The sequence below is a fragment of the Peribacillus sp. NPDC056705 genome (assembly GCF_043656335.1).
The window spans coordinates 391,572-412,744 of sequence record NZ_JBHTYI010000001.1; the positions used below are offsets into that span (position 1 = coordinate 391,572).

The window sequence follows — 21,173 nt, forward strand, 5'->3', positions numbered from 1 at the left end:
ATCCTCATGAAAGAAGCGGTAATAGTAGCTGGAGCAAGGACTCCGGTAGGAAGAGCGAAAAAAGGTTCTCTTGCTAGTGTACGTCCTGATGATTTAGGGGCTCTTGTTGTAAAGGAAACGTTAAAGCGGGCAGGGGATTATGAAGGCACCATAGATGACCTGATTATCGGTTGTGCAATGCCTGAAGCGGAGCAAGGATTGAACATGGCGCGTAACATTGGGGCATTGGCAGGATTGCCTTATTCAGTACCGGCCATAACGATTAATCGTTACTGTTCAAGCGGGTTGCAAAGTATCGCTTATGGAGCGGAAAGAATCATGCTCGGCCAAAGTGATACAGTCATTGCAGGCGGAGCGGAGTCCATGAGCCTTTTGCCTATGATGGGCCATGTAACACGTCCGAACGCGAGGCTTGCGGAAACGGCACCGGAGTATTATATGGGCATGGGTCACACTGCTGAAGCCGTTGCAAAAAAATACGGCATTTCCCGTGAAGATCAAGATGCATTTTCTGTTAGAAGTCATCAAAAGGCTGCTAAGGCCATTGCAGAAGGAAAGTTTTCCGATGAGATCGTACCGGTTGAAGTGACCCTCCGTTCAGTGGGACCAGATCTTAAATTAAAGGAAAAGTCATTTGCTTTTACACAGGATGAGGGCGTTCGTCCAGGTACGACTGCTGAAGTGTTGAAAAAACTGAGACCTGCATTCTCTGTTACAGGATCCGTAACAGCAGGGAATTCATCACAAACGAGTGATGGTGCAGCCGCTGTCATGGTCATGGATAGGGAAAAGGCCTCTTCATTAGGGATGAAACCGATGGGTAAGTTCCTTTCCTTTGCTGTAGCAGGAGTACCGCCTGAAATTATGGGCATCGGACCGATTGCAGCCATTCCTAAGGCTTTGAAACTGGCAGGTCTTGAGTTATCGGATATTGGTCTATTTGAATTGAATGAAGCCTTTGCTTCCCAATCCATCCAAATCATTCGTGAGCTCGGATTGAATGAAGAGATTGTCAATGTAAATGGCGGAGCAATCGCTTTAGGCCATCCACTAGGATGTTCGGGAGCAAAATTGACATTAAGCCTGCTTCATGAAATGAAGCGCAGAAACCAACAGTTCGGAGTCGTGACAATGTGCATCGGCGGCGGAATGGGTGCTGCTGGAGTATTTGAATTATTGGCGTAATCCCACGCCTACCGGAATCTCATGCTTCCGGCGGGCTTACCATCTTAAATACTTAGGAGGAAATAACATGTCAAATCAAACTACAGGTAACCTCATTAAAGGCGGAGCCTTTTTAGTGGAAGATATTACGTATGATCAAGTGTTTACACCGGAAGATTATTCTGATGAGCATAAAATGATCGCCAAGACTGCGGAAGATTTCGTAGTGAATGAAATTCTGCCGCAGGTTGAACATTTAGAAAACCATGAATTTGACCGTTCCGTTAAATTACTGAAGCATGCAGGAGAAATTGGTTTACTTGGTGCTGATGTTCCTGAGGAATACAGCGGATTGGGTCTTGATAAAATCAGTTCGGCATTGATCACGGAAAAAATGGCGCTTGCAGGCGGGTTCGGAATTACACATGGTGCACATGTAGGTATCGGATCTTTGCCGATCGTATTATTCGGGAATGAAGAACAAAAGAAAAAATACCTCCCTTTACTGGCGACAGGTGAGAAGATTGCTGCGTATGCCTTAACGGAACCAAGCTCAGGTTCAGATGCCTTGGGAGCAAAAACGACGGCGAAATTGAATTCGGAAGGAACACACTATATTTTAAACGGTGAAAAACAATGGATTACAAATGCAGGTTTTGCAGATGTCTTCTGTGTATACGCCAAAATCGACGGCGAACAATTCTCGGCTTTCATTGTTGAGCGTGATTATAAAGGCGTATCAACTGGCGCTGAAGAAAAGAAAATGGGAATCAAAAGCTCATCAACACGTACATTAATACTTGAAGACGTACATGTACCAGTCGAAAACCTTTTGGGTGTAGCCGGAAAAGGGCATGTCATCGCTTTCAATATCCTGAATATCGGCCGCTATAAATTAGGCGTTGGTGCGGTCGGCGGATCTAAACGTGCCCTTGAGATTACAGCTGCTTATACGAATCAACGTCAACAGTTCAAAACGAAAATTTCCGATTTTAACTTGACGAAAGAAAAACTTGCAACAATGGCCGCTAAAATTTATGCTGCAGAAAGCTCTGTATATCGCACCGTTGGCCTTTATGATCAAAGACAAAGCAAATTGACGGATGAGCAAGTGAAAGATGGGAAATCAATGGCGGCCGCAGTTGCTGAATATGCCATTGAGTGTTCATTGAATAAATTCTTCGCTTCCGAAGTATTGGATTATGTTACGGACGAAGGCGTACAGCTTCATGGCGGTTATGGTTTCATGCAGGAGTATGAAATTGAAAAAGCATATCGCGATTCCCGTATTAACCGGATCTTTGAAGGTACAAATGAAATCAACCGACTGCTTGTCCCGGGAACTTTTCTGAAGAAAGCACTTAAAGGGGAATTGCCGCTTCTTCAAAAAGCCCAAGGCTTGCAAGAGGAATTAATGATGATGATGCCGGAAGAGCCTGGCGATGAGCCACTGGCACAAGAAAAGATGCTTGTTAGGAACGCTAAGAAAATCGGTATTTTGGCAGCTGGCCTAGCGGCACAGAAATACGGCAAAACTCTTGATCAAGAACAAGAAATCCTCTCAAACATTGCCGATATCGTATCCCTTGCCTATGCAGCTGAATCCGTGGTATTGCGTACGGAAAAAGCTATTGCAGCTACAGGCCTGGAGAAGAACAAACAAAAAGTGCTTTACACTGAAATCTTCGTTCAGGAAGCTTTCAATGAAATAGAACAGCATGCAAAAGAAACGTTAATTGCGGTGGAAACAGGCGATACTCTTCGAATCATGCTTTCGTCGCTCCGCAAGCTGACAAGACACAATCCGATCAATGTCATTGCGAAAAAACGTGAAGCCTCCGTAAAGGTGATCGAAGCGGAAAAATATGCTCTATAAGCAATGAATCAGAATCTGTAAAGGGAATGCCCGTAAAGGCATTCCCTTTATTTCCTTTGATGAAATCGCAACGGAAATTCAAAAGATATTTCGTTGTATTGCGTGCTGAAAACGGGTATTCTATTGATAGGTGGTGAAATGATGGGCTTAACATTATATTGGTACCCAAAATGCGGCACATGCCGTAACGCGAAGAAGTGGCTTGATAATCATGAACTGCAATATGAAGCGATCCATATAGCTGAAAATCCGCCTTCGCGAACAGAAATAGAAAAACTATATAAAATCAGCAATTTGGAATTGAAGAAGTTCTTCAATACTAGCGGTCAAAAATATCGGGAGCTGGGCTTAAAGGATAAGCTGAAAGAAGCTACTGAAGCAGAGATGCTTGATATATTGTCCACGGATGGCATGCTTCTGAAAAGGCCGATTGTTACAGATGGCACTAAAGTGACGGTAGGTTTCAAAGAAGAGCAATTCGAACAGGTTTGGAACTGAAATTTCACAAAATATTTGGTTAATTCCTTACTTAAACACACTATCTACCTTATAATGAAATAGATAAATAAGATGTACATATGGAGGGTTAATAATGACGACAACACCAAAAGAACTTCGTTACACTAAAGAACATGAATGGGTCAAAACGGAAGATGGAACAGTGCGCATTGGGATTACAGCTTTCGCACAGTCCGAGCTTGGGGACATCGTATTCGTTGAGCTTCCGGAAATCGGCGATGAATTGAAAGCGAACGAACCATTTGGAAGTGTTGAATCCGTTAAGACCGTTTCTGAGCTTTATGCACCTATCAGTGGCAAGGTTGTTGAAGTAAACGAAGATTTAAGTGACAACCCTGAATATGTAAATGAGTCTCCTTATGAAAAGGCATGGATGGTCGTGCTTGAACCATCTAATAGCAATGATATTGAAAACTTGATGAGCGCCGAAGAGTATGAGAGTTTAATCAACGGTTAAAAAGAAGGAGAGGGGGGACTGAATAGGCCTGCTCTCTTTTTCATTTTATACAGCGGCAGTTGCGCACATAATTCATGAGATGGAGTGATGACATGGAGTGGGGCGAATTCGATAAAGTGATCATTGTAGAAGGCAGTTCCGATAGAAGAAAAGTTGCCTCCGTTTTAAATGAAGATGTGGAAATAAGATGTACAAATGGGACCATATCATTAACTAAGCTGGATGAATTAGTGGATGAATTGATGGATCGTGATGTTTATCTCCTTTTTGACGCAGATGAATCAGGAGAAAAGCTGCGGAAGCAGTTCCGAAGGGAAATGCCGGAAGCGAACCACCTGTATATTAATAAAATGTACAAAGAAGTGGAAAGCTCACCCGAACATCATATCGCAACTGTGCTACTATCTGCCAATATGAATGTGAAAATGAAATTTTTAAGTCAAAGGGTGAACGACTAATTGATGCAGGAATGGAAAGAAGAAGAGTGTAAGCTTGCTGTTGAAAATGGGGAAACCTTTTGCTTATATTTATATACGCCTTTATGCGGCACTTGTCAGGTCGCCTCCAAGATGCTGACGATATCCTTGGAGCTGTTCCCGGAATTGAAGGCAGGCAAAATGAATATGAACTATGTCCAAGCAATTGCCGAATCATATGAAATCGAAAGTGTGCCCTGTTTATTGCTTTTCAAAAAAGGAAAGCTGCACAAAAAAATATATGCCTTTCAATCCGTTCCTTATTTGTACGGATTGCTTAAGGAAATCAGCTAAGAAACCAATCAGAGCCGTGGTTGGTTTCTTTGTTGCGGACATTTGAATTAAACAAAGAATATTCTAACAATTAATTGACTGATTTATTCTAAAATGATATATTTTGAATTAAGTAATGGCAGAATTTAATAGTTCTTATCAAGAGTGGCGGAGGGACTGGCCCGACGAAGCCCGGCAACCGGTATAATTTTATATACGGTGCTAATTCCAGCAGAGTGTTGGCTCTGGTAGATGAGGTGTGTTCTTGAGACCTCTTCTTGTTGAAGTGGTTTTTTTGTTTATAAAAGGCCAGATATCATATAATTCCAACTAAATCCATAGAAAAAGGTGAAACCATATGTCAGGGAAAAAGTTGCGTTTCGAAACATTGAGTGTTCATGGCGGTCTGCAAACTGATGAAACAGGTGCCCGTGCAGTTCCTATCTACCAAAGCAATGCATACTTGTTCAAAGACACCGACCATGCAGCGAATTTATTTGGCCTAAAGGAGAATGGCTATATATATACACGGCTTCATAATCCCACGGTCAGCGTTTTTGAGGAAAGAATGGCCTTATTGGAAGGTGGCATCGGCGGATTGGCAACAGCAAGCGGAATGGCTGCCATCTCACTTTCAATCCTGAACATTGCCGCTGCAGGTGATGAGATTGTTTCAGCCTCTACATTATATGGCGGTACGTATAACCTTTTTGAAAATACTCTTCCTAAATATGGAATCAAAGTGAAGTTCGTTTCTCCCGATGATCCTGAAAATTTCAAAAGGGCGATTACGCCAAGAACTAAAGCCATTTTTGCCGAAACGATCGGTAATCCAAGTTTGAGGGTGCTTGATATTGAAGCGGTGGCGAAAATCGCCCATGAAGCCGGCATACCTTTAATCATTGATAATACCTTTGCAACACCATATCTTTGCAGACCAATTGATTTTGGCGCGGACATCGTCATCCATTCCGCTACAAAATGGCTTCTGGGAAATGGAACGACACTAGGCGGTGTCATCGTGGATGGAGGGAAGTTCGATTGGAACTCGCCAAACTACCCTGGCTTCACGGAGCCTGACCCAAGTTACGACGGTCTGGTATACGCCGAGGCAGTTGGACCTGCCGCATTCATAACGAAAGCCCGAGTCCAGTTACTTCGTGATTTAGGCCCTGCGCTAAGTGCCCAAAGTGCATTCCAGTTTACGCTTGGACTTGAAACGCTGCATGTAAGGATGAAAGAGCATCTATCAAACACCAAGTCTGTCATTGAATATTTAAAAAACCATCCTGCCGTGACTTGGGTTTCGCATCCTGGTGATGAGGATCATCCCGATAAGGCCCTTGCGGATAAATATTTGCCTAAGGGAGCTGGATCTGTCGTGACTTTTGGAATACAAGGTAATCGCGAAGCTGGGGCAAAACTTATCAATTCGGTGGAATTATGGTCCCATGTGGCGAATGTAGGGGATGCGAAGAGCTTGATCATCCACCCAGCCAGTACGACCCATCAACAATTGAATGAGGCGGGTCTTGCGAAAGCGGGTGTAAGTGCCGATCAAGTCCGTTTATCAATTGGGATTGAAAATGTAGACGACTTAATAGAAGATTTAGAGCAGGCAATTGAAAAAGCGACGAATATCGTCTCCTTGACTTCCAAAACGCTTTAAGCAAAGTTCCTGTTCATCCTTGAACTAGAAATAATATACATTGCGCTCCTTTTTTATCTATGATAAAATTTCTCCATACTAAAGAACTTAATGATGTACAAATATTCTATATATTAGCTCTTATCAAGAGAGGTGGAGGGATGTGCCCGATGAAACCCGGCAACCGACAAGGAGATTTCCTTGGAAAGGTGCCAATTCACACAAAGTTTAATTACTTTGGAAGATGAGAGAAAGGCCTGTTTCTTCACCTGCCTTTCTGCTCATGCAGAAAGGTTTTTTCTGTTTTAATGGGGAAAACATGTGCATGATATGAGAAACAGACTAATAATGTAAAGAAATCAACTAAGTTCATAGGTTTTATTGGATAAAAGAGGTGAGGATTAATGATTACATTGACGAAAGTCAGTAAGCTGTTCCGAACAGGAAAAGGAAACAGTGAGACGATCAAGGCTGTAAATAATGTGAATGTTGAAATAAATAAAGGCGAGATTTTCGGTATCATCGGTTACAGTGGAGCGGGGAAAAGTACTTTGATCAGAATGCTCAATGGATTGGAAACTCCTACAGAGGGATCCGTTGTGGTGGCTGAGAAGGAAATTTCAAAAATTAAAGGGGCTCAGCTCCGTAAGGCCCGTCAAGAAATCAGCATGATTTTCCAACATTTCAATCTATTATGGTCAAGGACCGTTCAGGAAAATATTTCTTTCCCATTGGAAATTGCAGGAGTTTCTAAAACTGAACGAACCAAGCGTGTGAACGAGTTGATCAAGTTAGTCGGACTGGAAGGCAGGGAAAAGGCCTATCCTTCACAATTAAGCGGAGGGCAAAAGCAAAGGGTGGGAATAGCCAGGGCTCTGGCAAATGACCCTAAAGTGCTGCTGTGTGATGAAGCGACATCTGCCTTGGATCCACAGACTACCGACTCCATACTCGAATTGCTTGTTGACATCAATCAGCGCCTAGGATTGACGATCGTCTTGATAACACATGAAATGCATGTAATACGTAAAATCTGTCATCGCGTCGCCGTGATGGAAAACGGGCAAGTTGTTGAACAGGGTCCTGTCCTGGATGTTTTCAAGAATCCTAAAGAACAAATGACAAAGCGTTTCGTGCAGCAGGTAACTGAACCAGAAGAAACGAAAGAAACGATGGACCATTTGCTCGAACGTTATCCTGCAGGCAAAGTGATTCAATTGACCTTTGTAGGTGATCATGCAGAAAGCCCGTTGATCACCAAGCTTGTACGTAACTTCGAGTTGGATGTCAATATCGTTCAAGGTAAGATATCCCAAACAAGAAGCGGTTCATATGGAACATTGTTTATCCATCTTGATGGCACAGAGGATGAAATGCTCCGCGCAATCGAATTCATTAAAGCACAGCAAGTAGGCGTGGAGGTGATTACTCATGCTTGAAGAATTATTGCCGAATATTGATTGGGAAGACATTATTGAAGCAACGAAAGAAACGCTATACATGACAAGCGTCTCTGTAGTGGCAACCTTTTTTATAGGCATAATATTAGGATTGATCCTGTTCCTGACAGGGAAGGGTAATATGTGGGAAAACCGGGTAATTAACGGGGTCATGAGTGCTATCGTTAATATATTCCGTTCGATTCCATTTCTTATTTTGATCGTGCTGCTCATTCCTTTCACTAAGGCACTTGTCGGTTCCATGATCGGAGAGAACGCTGCATTGCCGGCACTTATTATCGGTGCAGCCCCATTTTATGCGCGTATGGTTGAAATCGGCCTGCGTGAAATCGATAAAGGTGTAATTGAAGCCGCTAAATCCATGGGGGCAAAAACGAGCACGATCATTTGGAAGGTCCTTCTTCCAGAGTCGATGCCTGCCCTTATTTCCGGGATTACGGTAACATCGATTGCATTGGTTGGATATACCGCAATGGCCGGGGTCATCGGCGCAGGCGGACTTGGTAATCTAGCCTATTTGGAAGGCTATCAAAGAAATCAAAATGACGTTACGCTTGTGGCGACTATCGTTATTCTAATTATCGTCTTCATAATTCAAATTATTGGAGATGTGATTACATCTAAATTGGATAAAAGATAAAGGGAGATGAATAGGATGAAAAAGTTTTTAGGATTTGCATTAATTTTAGTGTTATCTATCGCTTTGGCTGCTTGTGGAAGTGAAAAGGATAAAAGCGGCGGTGATACAGAAAAAGAATCGAAAAAATTAGTTGTAGGGGCATCCAATGTTCCGCATGCTGAAATCCTTGAGGAAGCTAAGCCGCTTCTTAAAGAAAAAGGAATCGATTTGGAAATCGAAACATTCCAGGACTATGTTTTACCGAATAAGGCGTTGAATGATAAGGAATTGGATGCTAACTATTTTCAGCACATTCCTTACTTAGAGTCGCAAATTAAAGAAAATGGATATGATTTCGTCAATGCTGGGGGAATCCATATCGAGCCAATAGCACTATACTCTCAAAAATATAAAAGCATCGATAAACTTCCTAATGGAGCAACGATCATTTTGAGCAGCTCTGTCGCTGACCATGGACGCGCTTTATCCCTGTTGGAAAAGAATGGCCTCATCAAGTTGAAAGAGGGCATCGATAAAACGACAGCTACAACGAAAGACATCATTGAAAATAAGAAAAACCTTAAATTCGACGCTGAATATGAAGCGGCATTACTTCCAAAAATCTATGAAAGCGGCGAAGGCGATGCTGTTTTGATCAACTCTAACTATGCAATCGACGCTGGCTTGGACCCATTGAAAGATTCAATTGCGATTGAAGATTCCGAATCACCTTATGTGAATGTCATCGCTGTAAACAAAGGCGATGAAAATAAAGAAGAAATCAAAGCGCTTGTAGAAGTGTTGCATTCTAAAAAAATTCAAGATTTCATCCTTAAGGAATACAAAGGTGCAGTTGTACCGGCGGATAAATAATTCAAGAATGGCGGCCTGATTTAATTCAGGCCGTTTTTTTATGTTTAATCATGAAAGTGAAGGGTATAGAGGTAATGAAGGCATTAAAATGATACACAAATTTGAAAGGATGGTTCACTATCAATACTCTGGATTTAAATGTAACAAGCGAAATGGAAAAGGCGATGCAGTCTTCACATGGGATTGGCTACAGTGAGTACAGTAGAAACTTAGACCTCCGTATCGAGGTTGAGAAAGAACGGGATAGGGAACATGTAAAGTGCAATAAAATGGTCCAGAACCTACAACGCAAAATTCACGGATAAGCATATAAAAGAGTTCTTTAAAAGATCGGTCTGTAGAGGTAAAATGGAAAGTGGTCCATAAATAAGGGTTGCCTTATTGGATAAACTTACATAGTGCCTGGCAGTCCGATTTTTTCTTTTTAAAGCGGAACGTTCATACCTTGCAATCGAATTCTTTGAGCATATATTAATAAGGATGAAGATTTGCTGAATAATAAGATAATTTTAACAAAAACTAAAATAAGTATAGATATGCAGTAAACAGGCCATATCTGTTAGTATTGTAAGAATAGGACGGGTTTTAAACATGACGGAAGTGAAAACCCCTATCTATTTAGTTGATTCCAAATTGGATTTGTTATAAAATTGGAATGAGAATAAAGTGAGAATGCTTTTACGTAAAATTACAGTAAAGAAAGTAATCCTTACTTTCTGGTAATAAAATTGGAATTAGTTCACGGAGGTATTATTATGTCAGCTTCTACATTAACGGTTAAAGATCTTCACGTATCAATTGAAGGCAAAGAGATTTTAAAAGGGGTAAACCTTGAAGTCAAAGGTGGAGAAATCCATGCGATCATGGGACCAAATGGAACTGGTAAATCCACTTTATCATCAGCAATCATGGGTCACCCTAAATATGAAGTGACTAGCGGAAGCATCACTTTCGATGGCGAAGATGTATTGGAAATGGAAGTAGACGAGCGCGCTCGTGTCGGCCTATTCCTAGCTATGCAATATCCAAGTGAAATCAGCGGTGTTACAAATGCTGACTTCTTGCGTTCTTCCATTAATGCACGCCGTGAAGAAGGCGATGAGATTTCATTGATGAAATTCATCCGTCAAATGGACCAAAAAATGGAGTTCCTTGAAATGGATGAAGATATGGCGCAACGCTATTTGAATGAAGGATTCTCAGGCGGAGAGAAAAAACGTAACGAGATTCTTCAATTAATGATGATCCAACCTAAAATTGCAATCTTGGATGAAATTGATTCAGGTCTAGATATCGATGCACTTAAAGTCGTTTCAAAAGGAATCAACGAAATGCGCGGAGAAGACTTTGGATGCTTGATCATCACTCACTACCAACGTCTATTAAATTACATCACTCCTGATTTTGTACATGTTATGATGCAAGGACGTGTCGTTAAATCAGGCGGTCCTGAACTTGCTGCCCGCTTGGAAGCGGAAGGTTATGACTGGATTAAACAAGAATTGGGCATTGAAGACGAAACTGTTGGCGAAGAAGCGTAAGTAGGAGGATTTGCAATGACTACAGAAACGAAATTACCGTTTGAACAAGAGGATATAAGCTCCTATTCAACTAAAAATAATGATCCAGCTTGGTTATCCGAGCTTCGGATTCAAGCGTTTTCTGAATTAGAAAAGCTCCCGATGCCAAAGCCGGATAAAACGAAAATCGATAAATGGAATTTTACTTCTTTCCAGACTCATACGGTTGAAAGTGAAGCTTTTGCTTCTTTAGAGGAGCTTCCGGAAGATATTAAATCCATCATTGAAGAAAATGAAAACTTATACATTCAACGCAATAATACGCCGGCACATATCAATCTGTCAGCAAATGTGAAAGAACAAGGCGTCATTTTCACGGATATTTTAACAGCGGCTCGCGACCATGCTGAGCTCGTGCAAAAATATTTCATGAAAGACGGCGTTAAGGTAGATGAACATCGTTTAACGGCGCTTCATGCTGCATTAGTTAATGGGGGAGCATTCCTTTATGTTCCGAAAAATGTAGAAATCAAAGAGCCGATCCAGTCGGTATTCCTATTGGATAATCCAGATGCTACACTTTTCAACCATGTCTTGATCGTAGCGGAAGATAATAGCTCTGTCACATATGTAGAGAACTACTTCTCAAGCGTTGAGTCTAACGAAGGGGTTGCCAACATCGTAACGGAGGTATTTGCAAATGCGAATGCCAAAGTGGAGTACGGAGCGGTCGATACCCTTTCTAAAGGCTTCACGACGTACGTTAACCGCCGTGGGGTGGCAGGACGTGACGCTCGTATTGAGTGGGCACTTGGCATGATGAACGATGGAAATACGATATCAGATAATACAACATATCTAATGGGCGATGGCTCTCACGGTGATACTAAATCCGTTGTAGTCGGACGCGGGGAACAAAAACAGAACTTTACGACAGCGATCATTCATTATGGCAAACGCTCTGAGGGCTATATCCTTAAGCACGGTGTCATGAAAGACGCTGCATCCTCCATTTTTAATGGAATTGGGAAAATAGAGCATGGCGCTACAAAGTCAAATGCCGAACAAGAATCACGCGTATTAATGTTAAGTGAAAAAGCACGCGGAGATGCCAATCCAATCCTCTTGATTGATGAAGATGATGTAACGGCTGGCCATGCTGCTTCCGTCGGTCGTGTCGACCCGCTTCAACTGTATTATTTAATGAGCCGTGGTATTACTAAGAAAGAAGCAGAAAGACTTGTCATTCACGGATTCTTGGCCCCTGTTGTTAACCAGCTTCCAATTGAGGGAGTTAAAAAACAATTAGTAGCGGTCATTGAAAGGAAAGTACAGTAATGAACCCATACGAAATTCGTAAGCTTTTTCCGATATTAGATCAAGAAGTCAATGGTCAGCCATTAGTTTATTTAGATAGTGCTGCAACCTCTCAAAAACCGGCTGCAGTGATTGAAGCGATTGAGCAATATTACCGCGGATACAACTCGAATGTTCACCGCGGGGTGCATACACTTGGAACAAAAGCTACGGATGCGTATGAAGGTGCACGTGAAAAGGTACGTAAATTCATTAATGCTTCTTCTACAGAAGAAATCATCTTTACAAGAGGCACAACGACTTCTTTAAATACTGTAGCAAGAAGTTACGGTGGTGCAAATATTAAAGAGGGTGACGAAATCGTCATCTCCTACATGGAGCATCACAGTAATATCATTCCGTGGCAGCAGCTTGCCAAAGAAAAAGGCGCTGTACTGAAGTATATTCCGCTTCAAGAGGATTGCACGATTTCCCTTGATGATGTTAGGGCAACGATTACAGACGCAACGAAAATCGTTTCCATCATGCAGGTTTCGAATGTACTTGGTGTCATCAATCCTGTGAAGGAAATCGCGAAAATTGCCCATGAACACGGTGCCGTAATGGTAGTCGACGGGGCGCAAAGCACGCCGCACCTAAAAGTCGATGTCCGTGATCTGGATTGTGATTTCTTTGCCTTCTCAGGTCATAAAATGGTCGGTCCAACAGGTATCGGCGTATTATATGGCAAAAAAGAACTTCTGGAAAAAATGGAGCCGATTGAATTCGGCGGAGAGATGATTGATTTTGTAGGTTTACAAGAGTCTACATGGAAAGAACTCCCGTGGAAATTCGAAGGCGGTACCCCAATCATTGCCGGCGCCATCGGCCTTGGTGCTGCAATTGATTTCTTGGAAGAAATCGGCTTGGATAATATTGAACGGCATGAACATAAGCTTGCCGCTTATGCAATGGAAAAAATGTCAGCAGTCGAAGGGCTGACCATATTCGGTCCTAAAGATGCAGAAAAGCGTGCGGGTGTAATAACCTTTAATATTAATGACGTACATCCACATGATGTCGCTACCGTTCTTGATGCAGATGGAATTGCTGTCCGCGCCGGTCATCATTGCGCACAGCCATTAATGAAATGGTTGGACGTATCATCGACGGCAAGAGCAAGTTTCTATCTATATAACACGGAAGAAGATATTGATAAGCTCGTATCCGGGCTTGTTAAAACGAAGGAGTATTTCAGTAATGTCTTTTGATAACCTAGATACACTTTACCGACAAGTCATTATGGATCACTATAAGAAACCGCGTAATAAGGGCATGCTAGAGGATGGAAGCATGACTATCGATATGAATAATCCAACTTGCGGCGATCGGATTCGTTTAACGATGAAGATAGAAGGTGGCAAGGTCAGCGATGTTAAATTCGATGGTGATGGTTGTTCGATATCCATGAGTTCGGCTTCCATGATGACTCAAGCCATCAAGGGCAAAGATGTTGATACTGCCCTAGCGATATCCGAGACTTTTTCCTTAATGATCCAGGGAAAAGAATACGACGATGAGATGGATCTGGGGGATATTGAAGCCCTTCAAGGTGTCTCTAAATTCCCAGCCCGAATCAAGTGTGCGACCTTAGCTTGGAAAGCCATGGAAAAGGGATTGAAGGAATAATTAAATTAAAATGAGCTGTTGTCATTCAGCCATTTGAAATGGAGGAATACGAGCTATGGCAAAGAAAATGCCTGAAATCGGCGATTATAAATATGGCTTTGCGGATAAAGATGTTTCCATCTTCCGTTCAAAGCGTGGTCTGACAAAAGAAATCGTGGAAGAAATTTCTCGAATGAAGGATGAACCGCAATGGATGCTTGATTTCCGTTTGAAATCATTGGAGCATTTTTACAACATGCCAATGCCTCAATGGGGCGGCGACATGCAGAGCCTGAATTTTGATGAAATCACATACTATGTTAAGCCATCAGAGAAATCAGAGAAATCTTGGGATGAAGTTCCTGATGAAATCAAACAGACTTTTGATAAATTGGGAATTCCTGAAGCCGAACAAAAATATCTTGCCGGCGTATCTGCTCAATACGAATCAGAAGTGGTTTACCATAGCATGAAAGAAGAATTGGAAGAAATGGGTATCGTGTTTAAAGATACGGACTCAGCACTTCGTGAAAATGAAGATATCTTCCGTGAGCACTTTGGAAAAACGATCCCGCCTACTGACAATAAATTCTCTGCATTGAACTCAGCAGTTTGGTCAGGCGGATCTTTCATCTATGTACCAAAAGGCGTAAAAGTGGATACTCCGCTTCAAGCTTATTTCCGAATTAACTCTGAAAACATGGGGCAATTCGAGCGTACGCTTATCATTGTTGATGAAGGCGCATCCGTTCACTATGTCGAAGGTTGTACAGCACCTGTTTATACGACTAATTCCCTTCATAGTGCGGTTGTTGAAATCGTCATCAAGAAAGATGCCTACTGCCGTTACACGACGATCCAAAACTGGGCAAACAACGTGTTTAACCTAGTTACGAAACGTGCGGTTTGTGATGCCAATGCAACAATGGAATGGGTCGATGGTAACATCGGTTCCAAATTGACAATGAAATATCCTGCTGTCATCTTAAAAGGTGAAGGCGCTCGCGGTATGACATTATCAATTGCCATTGCCGGCAAAGGCCAACACCAAGACGCTGGAGCAAAAATGATTCACCTGGCTCCTAATACATCTTCAACGATTGTATCAAAATCAATTTCTAAACAGGGCGGTAAAGTAACATACCGTGGTATCGTTCATTTCGGACGTAAAGCGGATGGAGCTCGTTCCAACATTGAATGTGATACATTAATCATGGATAATCAGTCTACATCTGATACGATCCCTTACAATGAAATCTTGAATGATAACATTTCCCTTGAACACGAAGCGAAGGTTTCCAAAGTATCTGAAGAACAATTGTTCTACTTGATGAGCCGCGGAATTTCTGAGCAAGAAGCAACGGAAATGATCGTAATGGGCTTCATCGAACCATTTACAAAAGAACTTCCAATGGAATATGCGGTTGAAATGAACCGTCTGATCAAGTTCGAAATGGAAGGATCCATCGGGTAATAACCGACTGGCCTGCCTGTAAGGCGATTCAGGATAACCATTCATACAAAAAGCCTGCCGGGTCTGTCTGGCAGGCTTTTTGTTTTTGATATTCACTCCCTTATACCAAAGATTAGATATGACTCAATAAGGGTAAAAAATAATAAAAGAAGAGGTCTTCAGTAATTGGGGCCCGTCCCAAAGGAGTGATGATGCAGATGATTTATGTTGGTGTGACCGGTTGGGGTGATCATGATAGTTTGTATCATGGCGGTGTGTCCCAGCGTGATAAACTCAAAGAGTACGGTGCTCATTTTCCCGTTGTGGAGGTGGATGCCTCATTCTATGCAGTCCAGCCAAAGAGGAACAGTGAAAAGTGGGTATCCGAGACGCCTGCATCATTCCAGTTTGTCGTTAAAGCCTATCAAGGGATGACAGGACATCAGCGTGGGGAAATCCCATTTGAAAGCAAGAAGGAAATGTTCAAGGCATTTTGCGACTCTCTAGAGGCTTATCAGAAGTCCGGCAAGCTCGCGATGGTCTTATTTCAGTTTCCGCCATGGTTTGATTGTAAACGGGAAAATGTGAATTACCTGCGATGGTGCAAAGCTGAAATGGGCAATATTCCAGTTGCCATTGAATTTCGGAATCAAAGCTGGTACAGGCCCAATGTATTTCAGCAGACTTTGGACTTTATCGAAAAGGAAGGCTGGATCCATACTGTATGCGATGAGCCGCGGGCTGGAGAGGGGTCCATTCCTGTCGTTCTGCATGCCGCCGATAATGATAGAACCCTTATACGCTTTCATGGCCGTAACCTGCATGGTTGGCAAAGGCCTCCTTCAGGTGATAACTGGCGTGAGGTCAGATACTTATATAGATATAATCACCAGGAATTGATAGACTGGGTGGAGAAAATCAGGGAATTGGAAAAGGAATCCAAGGAGATATATGTCCTATTCAATAATAACTCAGGCGGAGACGCTGCTGATAATGCCAAACAAATGATTGAGTTGCTTGGTATAGAATATGAAGGACTGGCTCCTAAGCAGCTTGGTTTGTTTTAAGGGGCATTATATAATTAATAAAGAGATGATGTGACAAGCTAGAGAGGTAATATCCTCACAAACAGGTAAAGGCGGATTTCTTCATGGTATGGTTAGTATTAGTTGGGATTGGATTATTAGCGGGAGCAATAGGCGCTCTTGTCGGTCTGGGCGGCGGCATTATCATTGTGCCTTCTCTTTTATATTTAGGTACATCTACGAATATTATCGATGAGCTGACCCCTCAGGTCGCCGTAGGTATTTCAACAGTCATCATGATTTTTACCGGCCTTTCTTCTACTTTATCTTATTTAAAACATAAAGTGGTGGATTATAAGGCCGGCTTAATCTTTTTTATTGGCAGTGCTCCTGGTGGAATAATAGGGGCCAATGTAAATAAAAATCTTAACGCCGATGCTTTTTCGTTGTACTTTGGAATTTTCATGGTTTTCATGGCTATTGTGTTATTAGTGAAAAATAGTTTGAAGCCAATGCTTTTCAAGCCTGGAAAAGGGAAAATTGTAAAAACGTATAAAACTGAAAATGGACATTCATTTTCCTATGGTTACCACCCCCTGTTGGCTATATTGATTTCTTTTGTCGTGGGATTCTGCTCTGGGTTATTTGGAATTGGCGGTGGGGCCTTAATGGTTCCCGTCATGATGCTTCTATTCTTCTTCCCTCCGCATATGGCTGTAGCGACTTCGATGTTCATGGTATTTCTATCTTCCATCACTAATTCGATTACGCATATTTCCCTTGGAAATGTAAATTGGCCATATGCTTTTGCCCTGATTCCTGGTGCTTGGTTCGGTGCTAAATTGGGCGCATTCATCAATACGCGCCTAAAGAGTGGTTCGCTGGAAAATATGTTGAAAATAGTGCTGATAATCATTGGTTTACGTCTTATATATCAAGGTATTACAGGATAAACGAGGAGGAGAAATGATGTCAGAAATCATCCATTTGTATCACACCAATGATCTCCATAGTCATTTTGAGAATTGGCCTCGTATTGATAAGTTTCTTAAGGAAAGAAGACAACTTCATCAAGAAACGGGAGAAGAAGCGATCATACTGGATATAGGCGATCATGTGGACCGTTGGCATCCTTATACAGAAGGTACGTTGGGTAAAGGAAATATTGAACTGCTAAATGAAGCGGGCTACCAATATGTGACCATCGGCAATAATGAAGGAATCACTTTACCTCATGAGGCGTTAGACTCCTTGTATGATCATGCAAAGTTCAAGGTCTTGGCAGCCAATATTTATTACGGTGATTATGAAAGGCCGGAATGGGCGCTGCCATATTGGATACATACGACGGTAAAAGGCACCAAAGTTGCCATGATAGGTTTGACGGCCTTTTTTCAAAAGTTTTATTCTGCGATGGGCTGGGAAATAACAGACCCATTCGTGGAGTTAAAGGCACAACTCGAAAAGGTCAAAAAAGAGGCGGATGTAATCATCATCCTTTCCCACCTGGGCATCCATGACGATGAGAGGATGGCAGAGGATTTTCCGGAAATCGACATCATACTAGGCGCACATACCCACCACATCCTCCACCAAGGTAAATTGATCAATGATACACTCCTTTGCGGTGCAGGGAAATATGGCTTCTATGTTGGACAGGTGGAAATGACCGTCAATCGGGAAAGGAAAGTTAGCCATAAGAGTGCCATTCTTTATGATACCAATGACTTTTTGGAATTGGAGAATGAACGGTCATGGATTGAAGAGATATACCAGGCCGGAGGGGAAACGCTAAAACAGGTTGCAGTGGAGTTACCCGAACCACTGGATAATGATTGGTTCAAAGGAAGTCCTTTAACTGAACTCCTTGTGGATGCCCTAAGGGAGTGGACTCAGGCGGATTGTTCCTTTTTGAATGCCGGTCTTCTGCTCGAAGGGCTGCCAAAGGGACCTATCACAAAAGGGGATATTCACAGAATCTGTCCACACCCCATCAATCCTTGCGTCGTTGAAGTTAATGGGAATGAATTAAAAGAAATCTTGATGCAATCGAGAAATGAGGAGTGGCCTCATGTACAGGTGAGAGGTTTCGGTTTCCGCGGAAAAATCATGGGGGTCATGCATTATGAACAAATTGAATTTAACGAAATGGAGAATGGGATCGTAAAAGGGATACTTATAAAAGGGGAGAAACTGCAGACGGATAAGTCCTATAAACTGGCAATACCTGATATGTTCACGTTTGGGCACTTCTTTCCAAGTATCCAGCGTTCCAATCGCAAGGAATACTTACTACCGGAATTCTTACGGGATATCCTTTTGTGGAAGCTGGAAAAAATATACGCAAACACCAAATTCTAAAATCACGGTTTCGCCCTTTTTTTCATAGAGTATGGGGAAGAGAGGGGCGAAACCATTTGATTAACATGATACCAATCATTCTTGATAATCATACATTCCTTGCCATTTCTGTCCGACTTCCCAAAACGAATTTACTTGCTATCGCGTCCGAAAAAGGGTATATAATGTGCGGTGCGTTAGATGTTGGGCTGCTGAATGATAAATTGAGAGATCGTAAAATCCTTGCAGGAAGGGCCACAGGAGTTAAATCGATTGAAGAACTATTGGAAGCGCCGCTTGAATCAGTTACCTGGGAGGCTGTGGAAAAGGGCATTCATCCAGGAATGATTGGTAGAGAGGCATTAATCAAAATGATTTGAAAAGGGGGGCTTTCTTATTTTTGAAGGGGGCCTTATTTTTTTATCAAAGAAAATGCTGATAATATTTTTCAATAAATGCGTTCAAACAGATTCATTTATCAAAATATTTTCCGATAATCCTTATAAAGGAAAGAAACGGTTTGATTTACAAATATTGAATAGGGAAATGGAGTACAAGTATGAGGCTAGCTATTACAAAGTCCCTAAGCCCTGGAGCGAGGCTCGGTAAAAACATCTATAATGAGCGGGGCCATATTCTATTGTGCGAGGGTCTTACATTAACGCAGAAAATGATCAATCGACTGGTGTCCCTAAATATTCCCTTTGTTTACATTCAAGATTCCAGGACGGATGACATTATTCCCAGGCCTCCAGTGTCAGGTAAACTACGAAAAGAAGCCATTAATACGATTGAAACCACTTTCCTGGACATGAAGAACAAAATGAACCTTGCTGGGTCATTCACGATAGAGCAGGCTAACGTCAAGTTCACTCAAATAGTTCGGAACATCATGGGCGAGCTGAAAAGGAATAAGGAGTTAATGACTTTATTGGCCGACGTTTATACATACGATGATTATATCTTTACTCATTCCTTTAATGTGACCTTATATACCCTGGCGATCGGGATGGAATTGAAAATCAATGATAAGAATCTCGAAATTCTTGGGCTGGGAGCGATTTTACATGATGTCGGCAAAATGCTCGTGCCTTTGGAAATCCTCCATAAACCGGGTAAGCTGACGGAAGAGGAGTTTGAACAAATCCAAAAACATGCCGATTACGGTTTCCATCTAATTAAAAATGTTCATGCCGTGTCCCTTTTAGTTGCGAATTGTGCCTATCAGCACCATGAACGGTTAGATGGATCAGGGTATCCCCGTGGGATAAAAGGAGATAAAATCCATTATTTCTGCAAGATCATTGCCGTTGCCGATGTGTTTGATGCCGTGACTTCCAACCGGGCTTACCGTAAGGCCATGCTGCCGCATCAAGGATTGGAAGTCCTTTATGCCGGAGTCGGCAAAAAGTTCGACAATACGGTCATCGAGGCTTTCCGCCGGGCGGTTGCCATTTACCCTAATGGTCTATCCGTTGAATTGAATGATGGGAGGAAAGGGGTAGTATCCGCTCAGAACGAGGGGATAGGAGACCGTCCCATGATAAGGATTCTTGAAGAAGATGGGGAGCAAATCAAAGAGCCGTATGAAGTGGACTTGAATAAAAACCTGCATTTGCTTATCATGAAATGTCTTAATATACAAGAACCAGCCTAACCTCAAGGATAAGCTGGTTTTTTTCATTCCTTGTTTTCCTTCATGATGGGAGGTGCCACCGAACCGTTTCCGTTACTAAAATAACTTGGAACATCGCCTTCGATCAGCAGGCTTCCGACTGTCACTTCCTGGCTCACCTTGGTCTCCTTTGTGAAGGAGGGGATGACGATTTGAATATTGACATCGAAATCCACAATCAATTCATAATAAACATTATTGATGCCTGCGTTTGTCAGTTTTGTCCTCAAATCCGATTCAACATTCCCGATGACCGACATTTTCACTGGGATTTCAGGGCCGTAATTGGAAAGGAGGTTATTCCCGGTTACGACACCAAAAGGTATATAATAGACCACACTTTTATATTGTTCATCATTTATTTTGGCTGAACCTGTTTTAAAAGGGTTTCCCTGTTTGATGCCAAGTTTTTCTTGAATATCATTCGTAATGTTAGCCCGCAATTCACTGTATATGACCGGATTGAAGCTATAGGAAGAGCTTGAGTCCTTATCGCCCTTGGTGCTGGTGATGATTTTGTTCATATCAACCTTCGCTATATTCTCATCGACAGATTCATGAATCGTTTCCGTTGCAATCCGTTTGATTTCATATTCGGCTACACTCATGATCACGGGTTCGATTGATTTGTCCACGTACCAAAGGGTCATGATGCTTGATATGATAAACAGGATAAATGAATAGAGAAATACTTTTCGGGTGGGAAGAGGCCCCTTTTTTCGGAATTTCTTCGTTCGAAATCTTTTTCGGAACACGCTTTAGCCCCCTTTACTAATAACTATGCATCAAGTTTGGGGGTTTATGTTCGAATCAAAAAAAAGCAGCGTAAAA

The 21,173-nt window shown here is 42.1% G+C and carries 22 protein-coding genes and 2 riboswitches; of the genes, 21 read left to right on the forward strand and 1 reads right to left on the reverse strand.

Translation table 11 applies throughout. From position 1 onward, the window contains the following. Window positions 1-6 precede the first annotated feature (6 nt). The 21 genes from ACFRAK_RS01825 (at window position 7) to ACFRAK_RS01920 (ending at window position 20,324) form a co-directional block, all read left to right on the forward strand. Complete coding sequence (locus ACFRAK_RS01825) at window positions 7-1,185, forward strand: acetyl-CoA C-acetyltransferase (protein WP_387604050.1); 1,179 nt, start codon at window positions 7-9, stop codon at window positions 1,183-1,185. A gap of 67 nt (window positions 1,186-1,252) precedes the next feature. Continuing rightward, the gene (locus ACFRAK_RS01830) at window positions 1,253-3,040 is read left to right on the forward strand and encodes an acyl-CoA dehydrogenase family protein (protein WP_387604048.1); all 1,788 of its coding nucleotides are present in this window, start codon (window positions 1,253-1,255) and stop codon (window positions 3,038-3,040) included. Between the two features lie 141 nt (window positions 3,041-3,181). Beyond that, the gene (locus tag ACFRAK_RS01835) at window positions 3,182-3,538 is read left to right on the forward strand and encodes an arsenate reductase family protein (RefSeq protein ID WP_387604046.1); all 357 of its coding nucleotides are present in this window, start codon (window positions 3,182-3,184) and stop codon (window positions 3,536-3,538) included. 94 nt (window positions 3,539-3,632) lie between these two features. Then, a complete protein-coding gene (gene gcvH, locus ACFRAK_RS01840) occupies window positions 3,633-4,016 on the forward strand; it encodes a glycine cleavage system protein GcvH (protein WP_057278066.1) in 384 nt (127 codons plus the stop codon). A gap of 92 nt (window positions 4,017-4,108) precedes the next feature. Continuing rightward, window positions 4,109-4,474 (forward strand): toprim domain-containing protein, encoded by a 366-nt coding sequence (locus tag ACFRAK_RS01845; RefSeq protein WP_048688210.1) that lies wholly within the window; start codon window positions 4,109-4,111, stop codon window positions 4,472-4,474. Between the two features lie 3 nt (window positions 4,475-4,477). Next, complete coding sequence (locus tag ACFRAK_RS01850) at window positions 4,478-4,786, forward strand: thioredoxin family protein (RefSeq protein WP_342615886.1); 309 nt, start codon at window positions 4,478-4,480, stop codon at window positions 4,784-4,786. 132 nt (window positions 4,787-4,918) lie between these two features. Further along, window positions 4,919-5,024, forward strand: a riboswitch (SAM riboswitch). Window positions 5,025-5,123: 99 nt separating this feature from the next. Further along, the gene (locus tag ACFRAK_RS01855; protein WP_387604044.1) at window positions 5,124-6,434 is read left to right on the forward strand and encodes an O-acetylhomoserine aminocarboxypropyltransferase/cysteine synthase family protein; all 1,311 of its coding nucleotides are present in this window, start codon (window positions 5,124-5,126) and stop codon (window positions 6,432-6,434) included. Between the two features lie 117 nt (window positions 6,435-6,551). Beyond that, a riboswitch (SAM riboswitch) is annotated at window positions 6,552-6,664 on the forward strand. 153 nt (window positions 6,665-6,817) lie between these two features. Next, window positions 6,818-7,852, forward strand: a complete 1,035-nt coding sequence (locus ACFRAK_RS01860) for a methionine ABC transporter ATP-binding protein (protein WP_377394086.1) — start codon at window positions 6,818-6,820, stop codon at window positions 7,850-7,852. After that, a complete protein-coding gene (locus ACFRAK_RS01865) occupies window positions 7,845-8,513 on the forward strand; it encodes a methionine ABC transporter permease (RefSeq protein ID WP_377394084.1) in 669 nt (222 codons plus the stop codon). The genes ACFRAK_RS01860 and ACFRAK_RS01865 overlap by 8 nt, the downstream gene beginning before the upstream one ends. 15 nt (window positions 8,514-8,528) lie before the next feature. Next, on the forward strand, window positions 8,529-9,365 hold the full coding sequence (locus ACFRAK_RS01870; protein WP_387604042.1) for a MetQ/NlpA family ABC transporter substrate-binding protein: 837 nt from the start codon (window positions 8,529-8,531) through the stop codon (window positions 9,363-9,365). Between the two features lie 164 nt (window positions 9,366-9,529). Continuing rightward, complete coding sequence (locus ACFRAK_RS29810) at window positions 9,530-9,670, forward strand: YuzK family famiily protein (protein ID WP_483878278.1); 141 nt, start codon at window positions 9,530-9,532, stop codon at window positions 9,668-9,670. Between the two features lie 450 nt (window positions 9,671-10,120). After that, on the forward strand, window positions 10,121-10,906 hold the full coding sequence (gene sufC, locus ACFRAK_RS01875) for a Fe-S cluster assembly ATPase SufC (RefSeq protein WP_034310141.1): 786 nt from the start codon (window positions 10,121-10,123) through the stop codon (window positions 10,904-10,906). 15 nt (window positions 10,907-10,921) lie between these two features. After that, on the forward strand, window positions 10,922-12,223 hold the full coding sequence (gene sufD, locus ACFRAK_RS01880) for a Fe-S cluster assembly protein SufD (protein ID WP_387604040.1): 1,302 nt from the start codon (window positions 10,922-10,924) through the stop codon (window positions 12,221-12,223). Beyond that, on the forward strand, window positions 12,223-13,452 hold the full coding sequence (locus ACFRAK_RS01885; protein ID WP_141992867.1) for a cysteine desulfurase: 1,230 nt from the start codon (window positions 12,223-12,225) through the stop codon (window positions 13,450-13,452). Before sufD ends, ACFRAK_RS01885 begins: the two co-directional genes overlap by 1 nt. Next, a complete protein-coding gene (gene sufU, locus ACFRAK_RS01890) occupies window positions 13,442-13,870 on the forward strand; it encodes a Fe-S cluster assembly sulfur transfer protein SufU (protein WP_387604036.1) in 429 nt (142 codons plus the stop codon). The genes ACFRAK_RS01885 and sufU overlap by 11 nt, the downstream gene beginning before the upstream one ends. A 55-nt stretch (window positions 13,871-13,925) precedes the next feature. Continuing rightward, the gene (gene sufB / locus ACFRAK_RS01895) at window positions 13,926-15,323 is read left to right on the forward strand and encodes a Fe-S cluster assembly protein SufB (protein WP_260285730.1); all 1,398 of its coding nucleotides are present in this window, start codon (window positions 13,926-13,928) and stop codon (window positions 15,321-15,323) included. A gap of 197 nt (window positions 15,324-15,520) precedes the next feature. Then, window positions 15,521-16,369, forward strand: coding sequence for a DUF72 domain-containing protein (locus tag ACFRAK_RS01900; protein ID WP_394571207.1), 849 nt, complete (start codon window positions 15,521-15,523; stop codon window positions 16,367-16,369). 83 nt (window positions 16,370-16,452) lie between these two features. Continuing rightward, on the forward strand, window positions 16,453-17,280 hold the full coding sequence (locus ACFRAK_RS01905) for a sulfite exporter TauE/SafE family protein (RefSeq protein ID WP_394571208.1): 828 nt from the start codon (window positions 16,453-16,455) through the stop codon (window positions 17,278-17,280). Between the two features lie 16 nt (window positions 17,281-17,296). Further along, window positions 17,297-18,688, forward strand: a complete 1,392-nt coding sequence (locus ACFRAK_RS01910) for a bifunctional metallophosphatase/5'-nucleotidase (protein WP_387604030.1) — start codon at window positions 17,297-17,299, stop codon at window positions 18,686-18,688. 56 nt (window positions 18,689-18,744) lie between these two features. Then, window positions 18,745-19,047 (forward strand): YunC family protein, encoded by a 303-nt coding sequence (locus ACFRAK_RS01915; protein WP_387604028.1) that lies wholly within the window; start codon window positions 18,745-18,747, stop codon window positions 19,045-19,047. Between the two features lie 179 nt (window positions 19,048-19,226). Continuing rightward, the gene (locus ACFRAK_RS01920; protein ID WP_260285725.1) at window positions 19,227-20,324 is read left to right on the forward strand and encodes an HD-GYP domain-containing protein; all 1,098 of its coding nucleotides are present in this window, start codon (window positions 19,227-19,229) and stop codon (window positions 20,322-20,324) included. A gap of 23 nt (window positions 20,325-20,347) precedes the next feature. On the opposite strand, the gene yunB is transcribed toward ACFRAK_RS01920, so the two are convergent. Next, on the reverse strand, window positions 20,348-21,097 hold the full coding sequence (yunB, locus tag ACFRAK_RS01925) for a sporulation protein YunB (protein WP_394571209.1): 750 nt from the start codon (window positions 21,095-21,097) through the stop codon (window positions 20,348-20,350). Between the last annotated feature and the right edge of the window lie 76 nt (window positions 21,098-21,173).

Bases quoted from the DNA above. Each gene is read 5' to 3' on its own strand.
- ACFRAK_RS01835 (WP_387604046.1), top strand. From the start codon at position 3,182: ATGGGCTTAACATTATATTGGTACCCAAAATGCGGCACATGCCGTAAC.
- ACFRAK_RS01870 (WP_387604042.1), top strand. From the start codon at position 8,529: ATGAAAAAGTTTTTAGGATTTGCATTAATTTTAGTGTTATCTATCGCT.
- ACFRAK_RS01920 (WP_260285725.1), top strand. From the start codon at position 19,227: ATGAGGCTAGCTATTACAAAGTCCCTAAGCCCTGGAGCGAGGCTCGGT.
- ACFRAK_RS01900 (WP_394571207.1), top strand. From the start codon at position 15,521: ATGATTTATGTTGGTGTGACCGGTTGGGGTGATCATGATAGTTTGTAT.
- ACFRAK_RS01855 (WP_387604044.1), top strand. From the start codon at position 5,124: ATGTCAGGGAAAAAGTTGCGTTTCGAAACATTGAGTGTTCATGGCGGT.
- sufD (WP_387604040.1), top strand. From the start codon at position 10,922: ATGACTACAGAAACGAAATTACCGTTTGAACAAGAGGATATAAGCTCC.
- ACFRAK_RS01885 (WP_141992867.1), top strand. From the start codon at position 12,223: ATGAACCCATACGAAATTCGTAAGCTTTTTCCGATATTAGATCAAGAA.
- gcvH (WP_057278066.1), top strand. From the start codon at position 3,633: ATGACGACAACACCAAAAGAACTTCGTTACACTAAAGAACATGAATGG.
- ACFRAK_RS01825 (WP_387604050.1), top strand. From the start codon at position 7: ATGAAAGAAGCGGTAATAGTAGCTGGAGCAAGGACTCCGGTAGGAAGA.
- sufC (WP_034310141.1), top strand. From the start codon at position 10,121: ATGTCAGCTTCTACATTAACGGTTAAAGATCTTCACGTATCAATTGAA.
- ACFRAK_RS01845 (WP_048688210.1), top strand. From the start codon at position 4,109: ATGGAGTGGGGCGAATTCGATAAAGTGATCATTGTAGAAGGCAGTTCC.
- ACFRAK_RS01860 (WP_377394086.1), top strand. From the start codon at position 6,818: ATGATTACATTGACGAAAGTCAGTAAGCTGTTCCGAACAGGAAAAGGA.
- sufU (WP_387604036.1), top strand. From the start codon at position 13,442: ATGTCTTTTGATAACCTAGATACACTTTACCGACAAGTCATTATGGAT.
- ACFRAK_RS01905 (WP_394571208.1), top strand. From the start codon at position 16,453: ATGGTATGGTTAGTATTAGTTGGGATTGGATTATTAGCGGGAGCAATA.
- ACFRAK_RS01830 (WP_387604048.1), top strand. From the start codon at position 1,253: ATGTCAAATCAAACTACAGGTAACCTCATTAAAGGCGGAGCCTTTTTA.
- ACFRAK_RS01850 (WP_342615886.1), top strand. From the start codon at position 4,478: ATGCAGGAATGGAAAGAAGAAGAGTGTAAGCTTGCTGTTGAAAATGGG.
- ACFRAK_RS01910 (WP_387604030.1), top strand. From the start codon at position 17,297: ATGTCAGAAATCATCCATTTGTATCACACCAATGATCTCCATAGTCAT.
- ACFRAK_RS01865 (WP_377394084.1), top strand. From the start codon at position 7,845: ATGCTTGAAGAATTATTGCCGAATATTGATTGGGAAGACATTATTGAA.
- sufB (WP_260285730.1), top strand. From the start codon at position 13,926: ATGGCAAAGAAAATGCCTGAAATCGGCGATTATAAATATGGCTTTGCG.
- ACFRAK_RS29810 (WP_483878278.1), top strand. From the start codon at position 9,530: ATGCAGTCTTCACATGGGATTGGCTACAGTGAGTACAGTAGAAACTTA.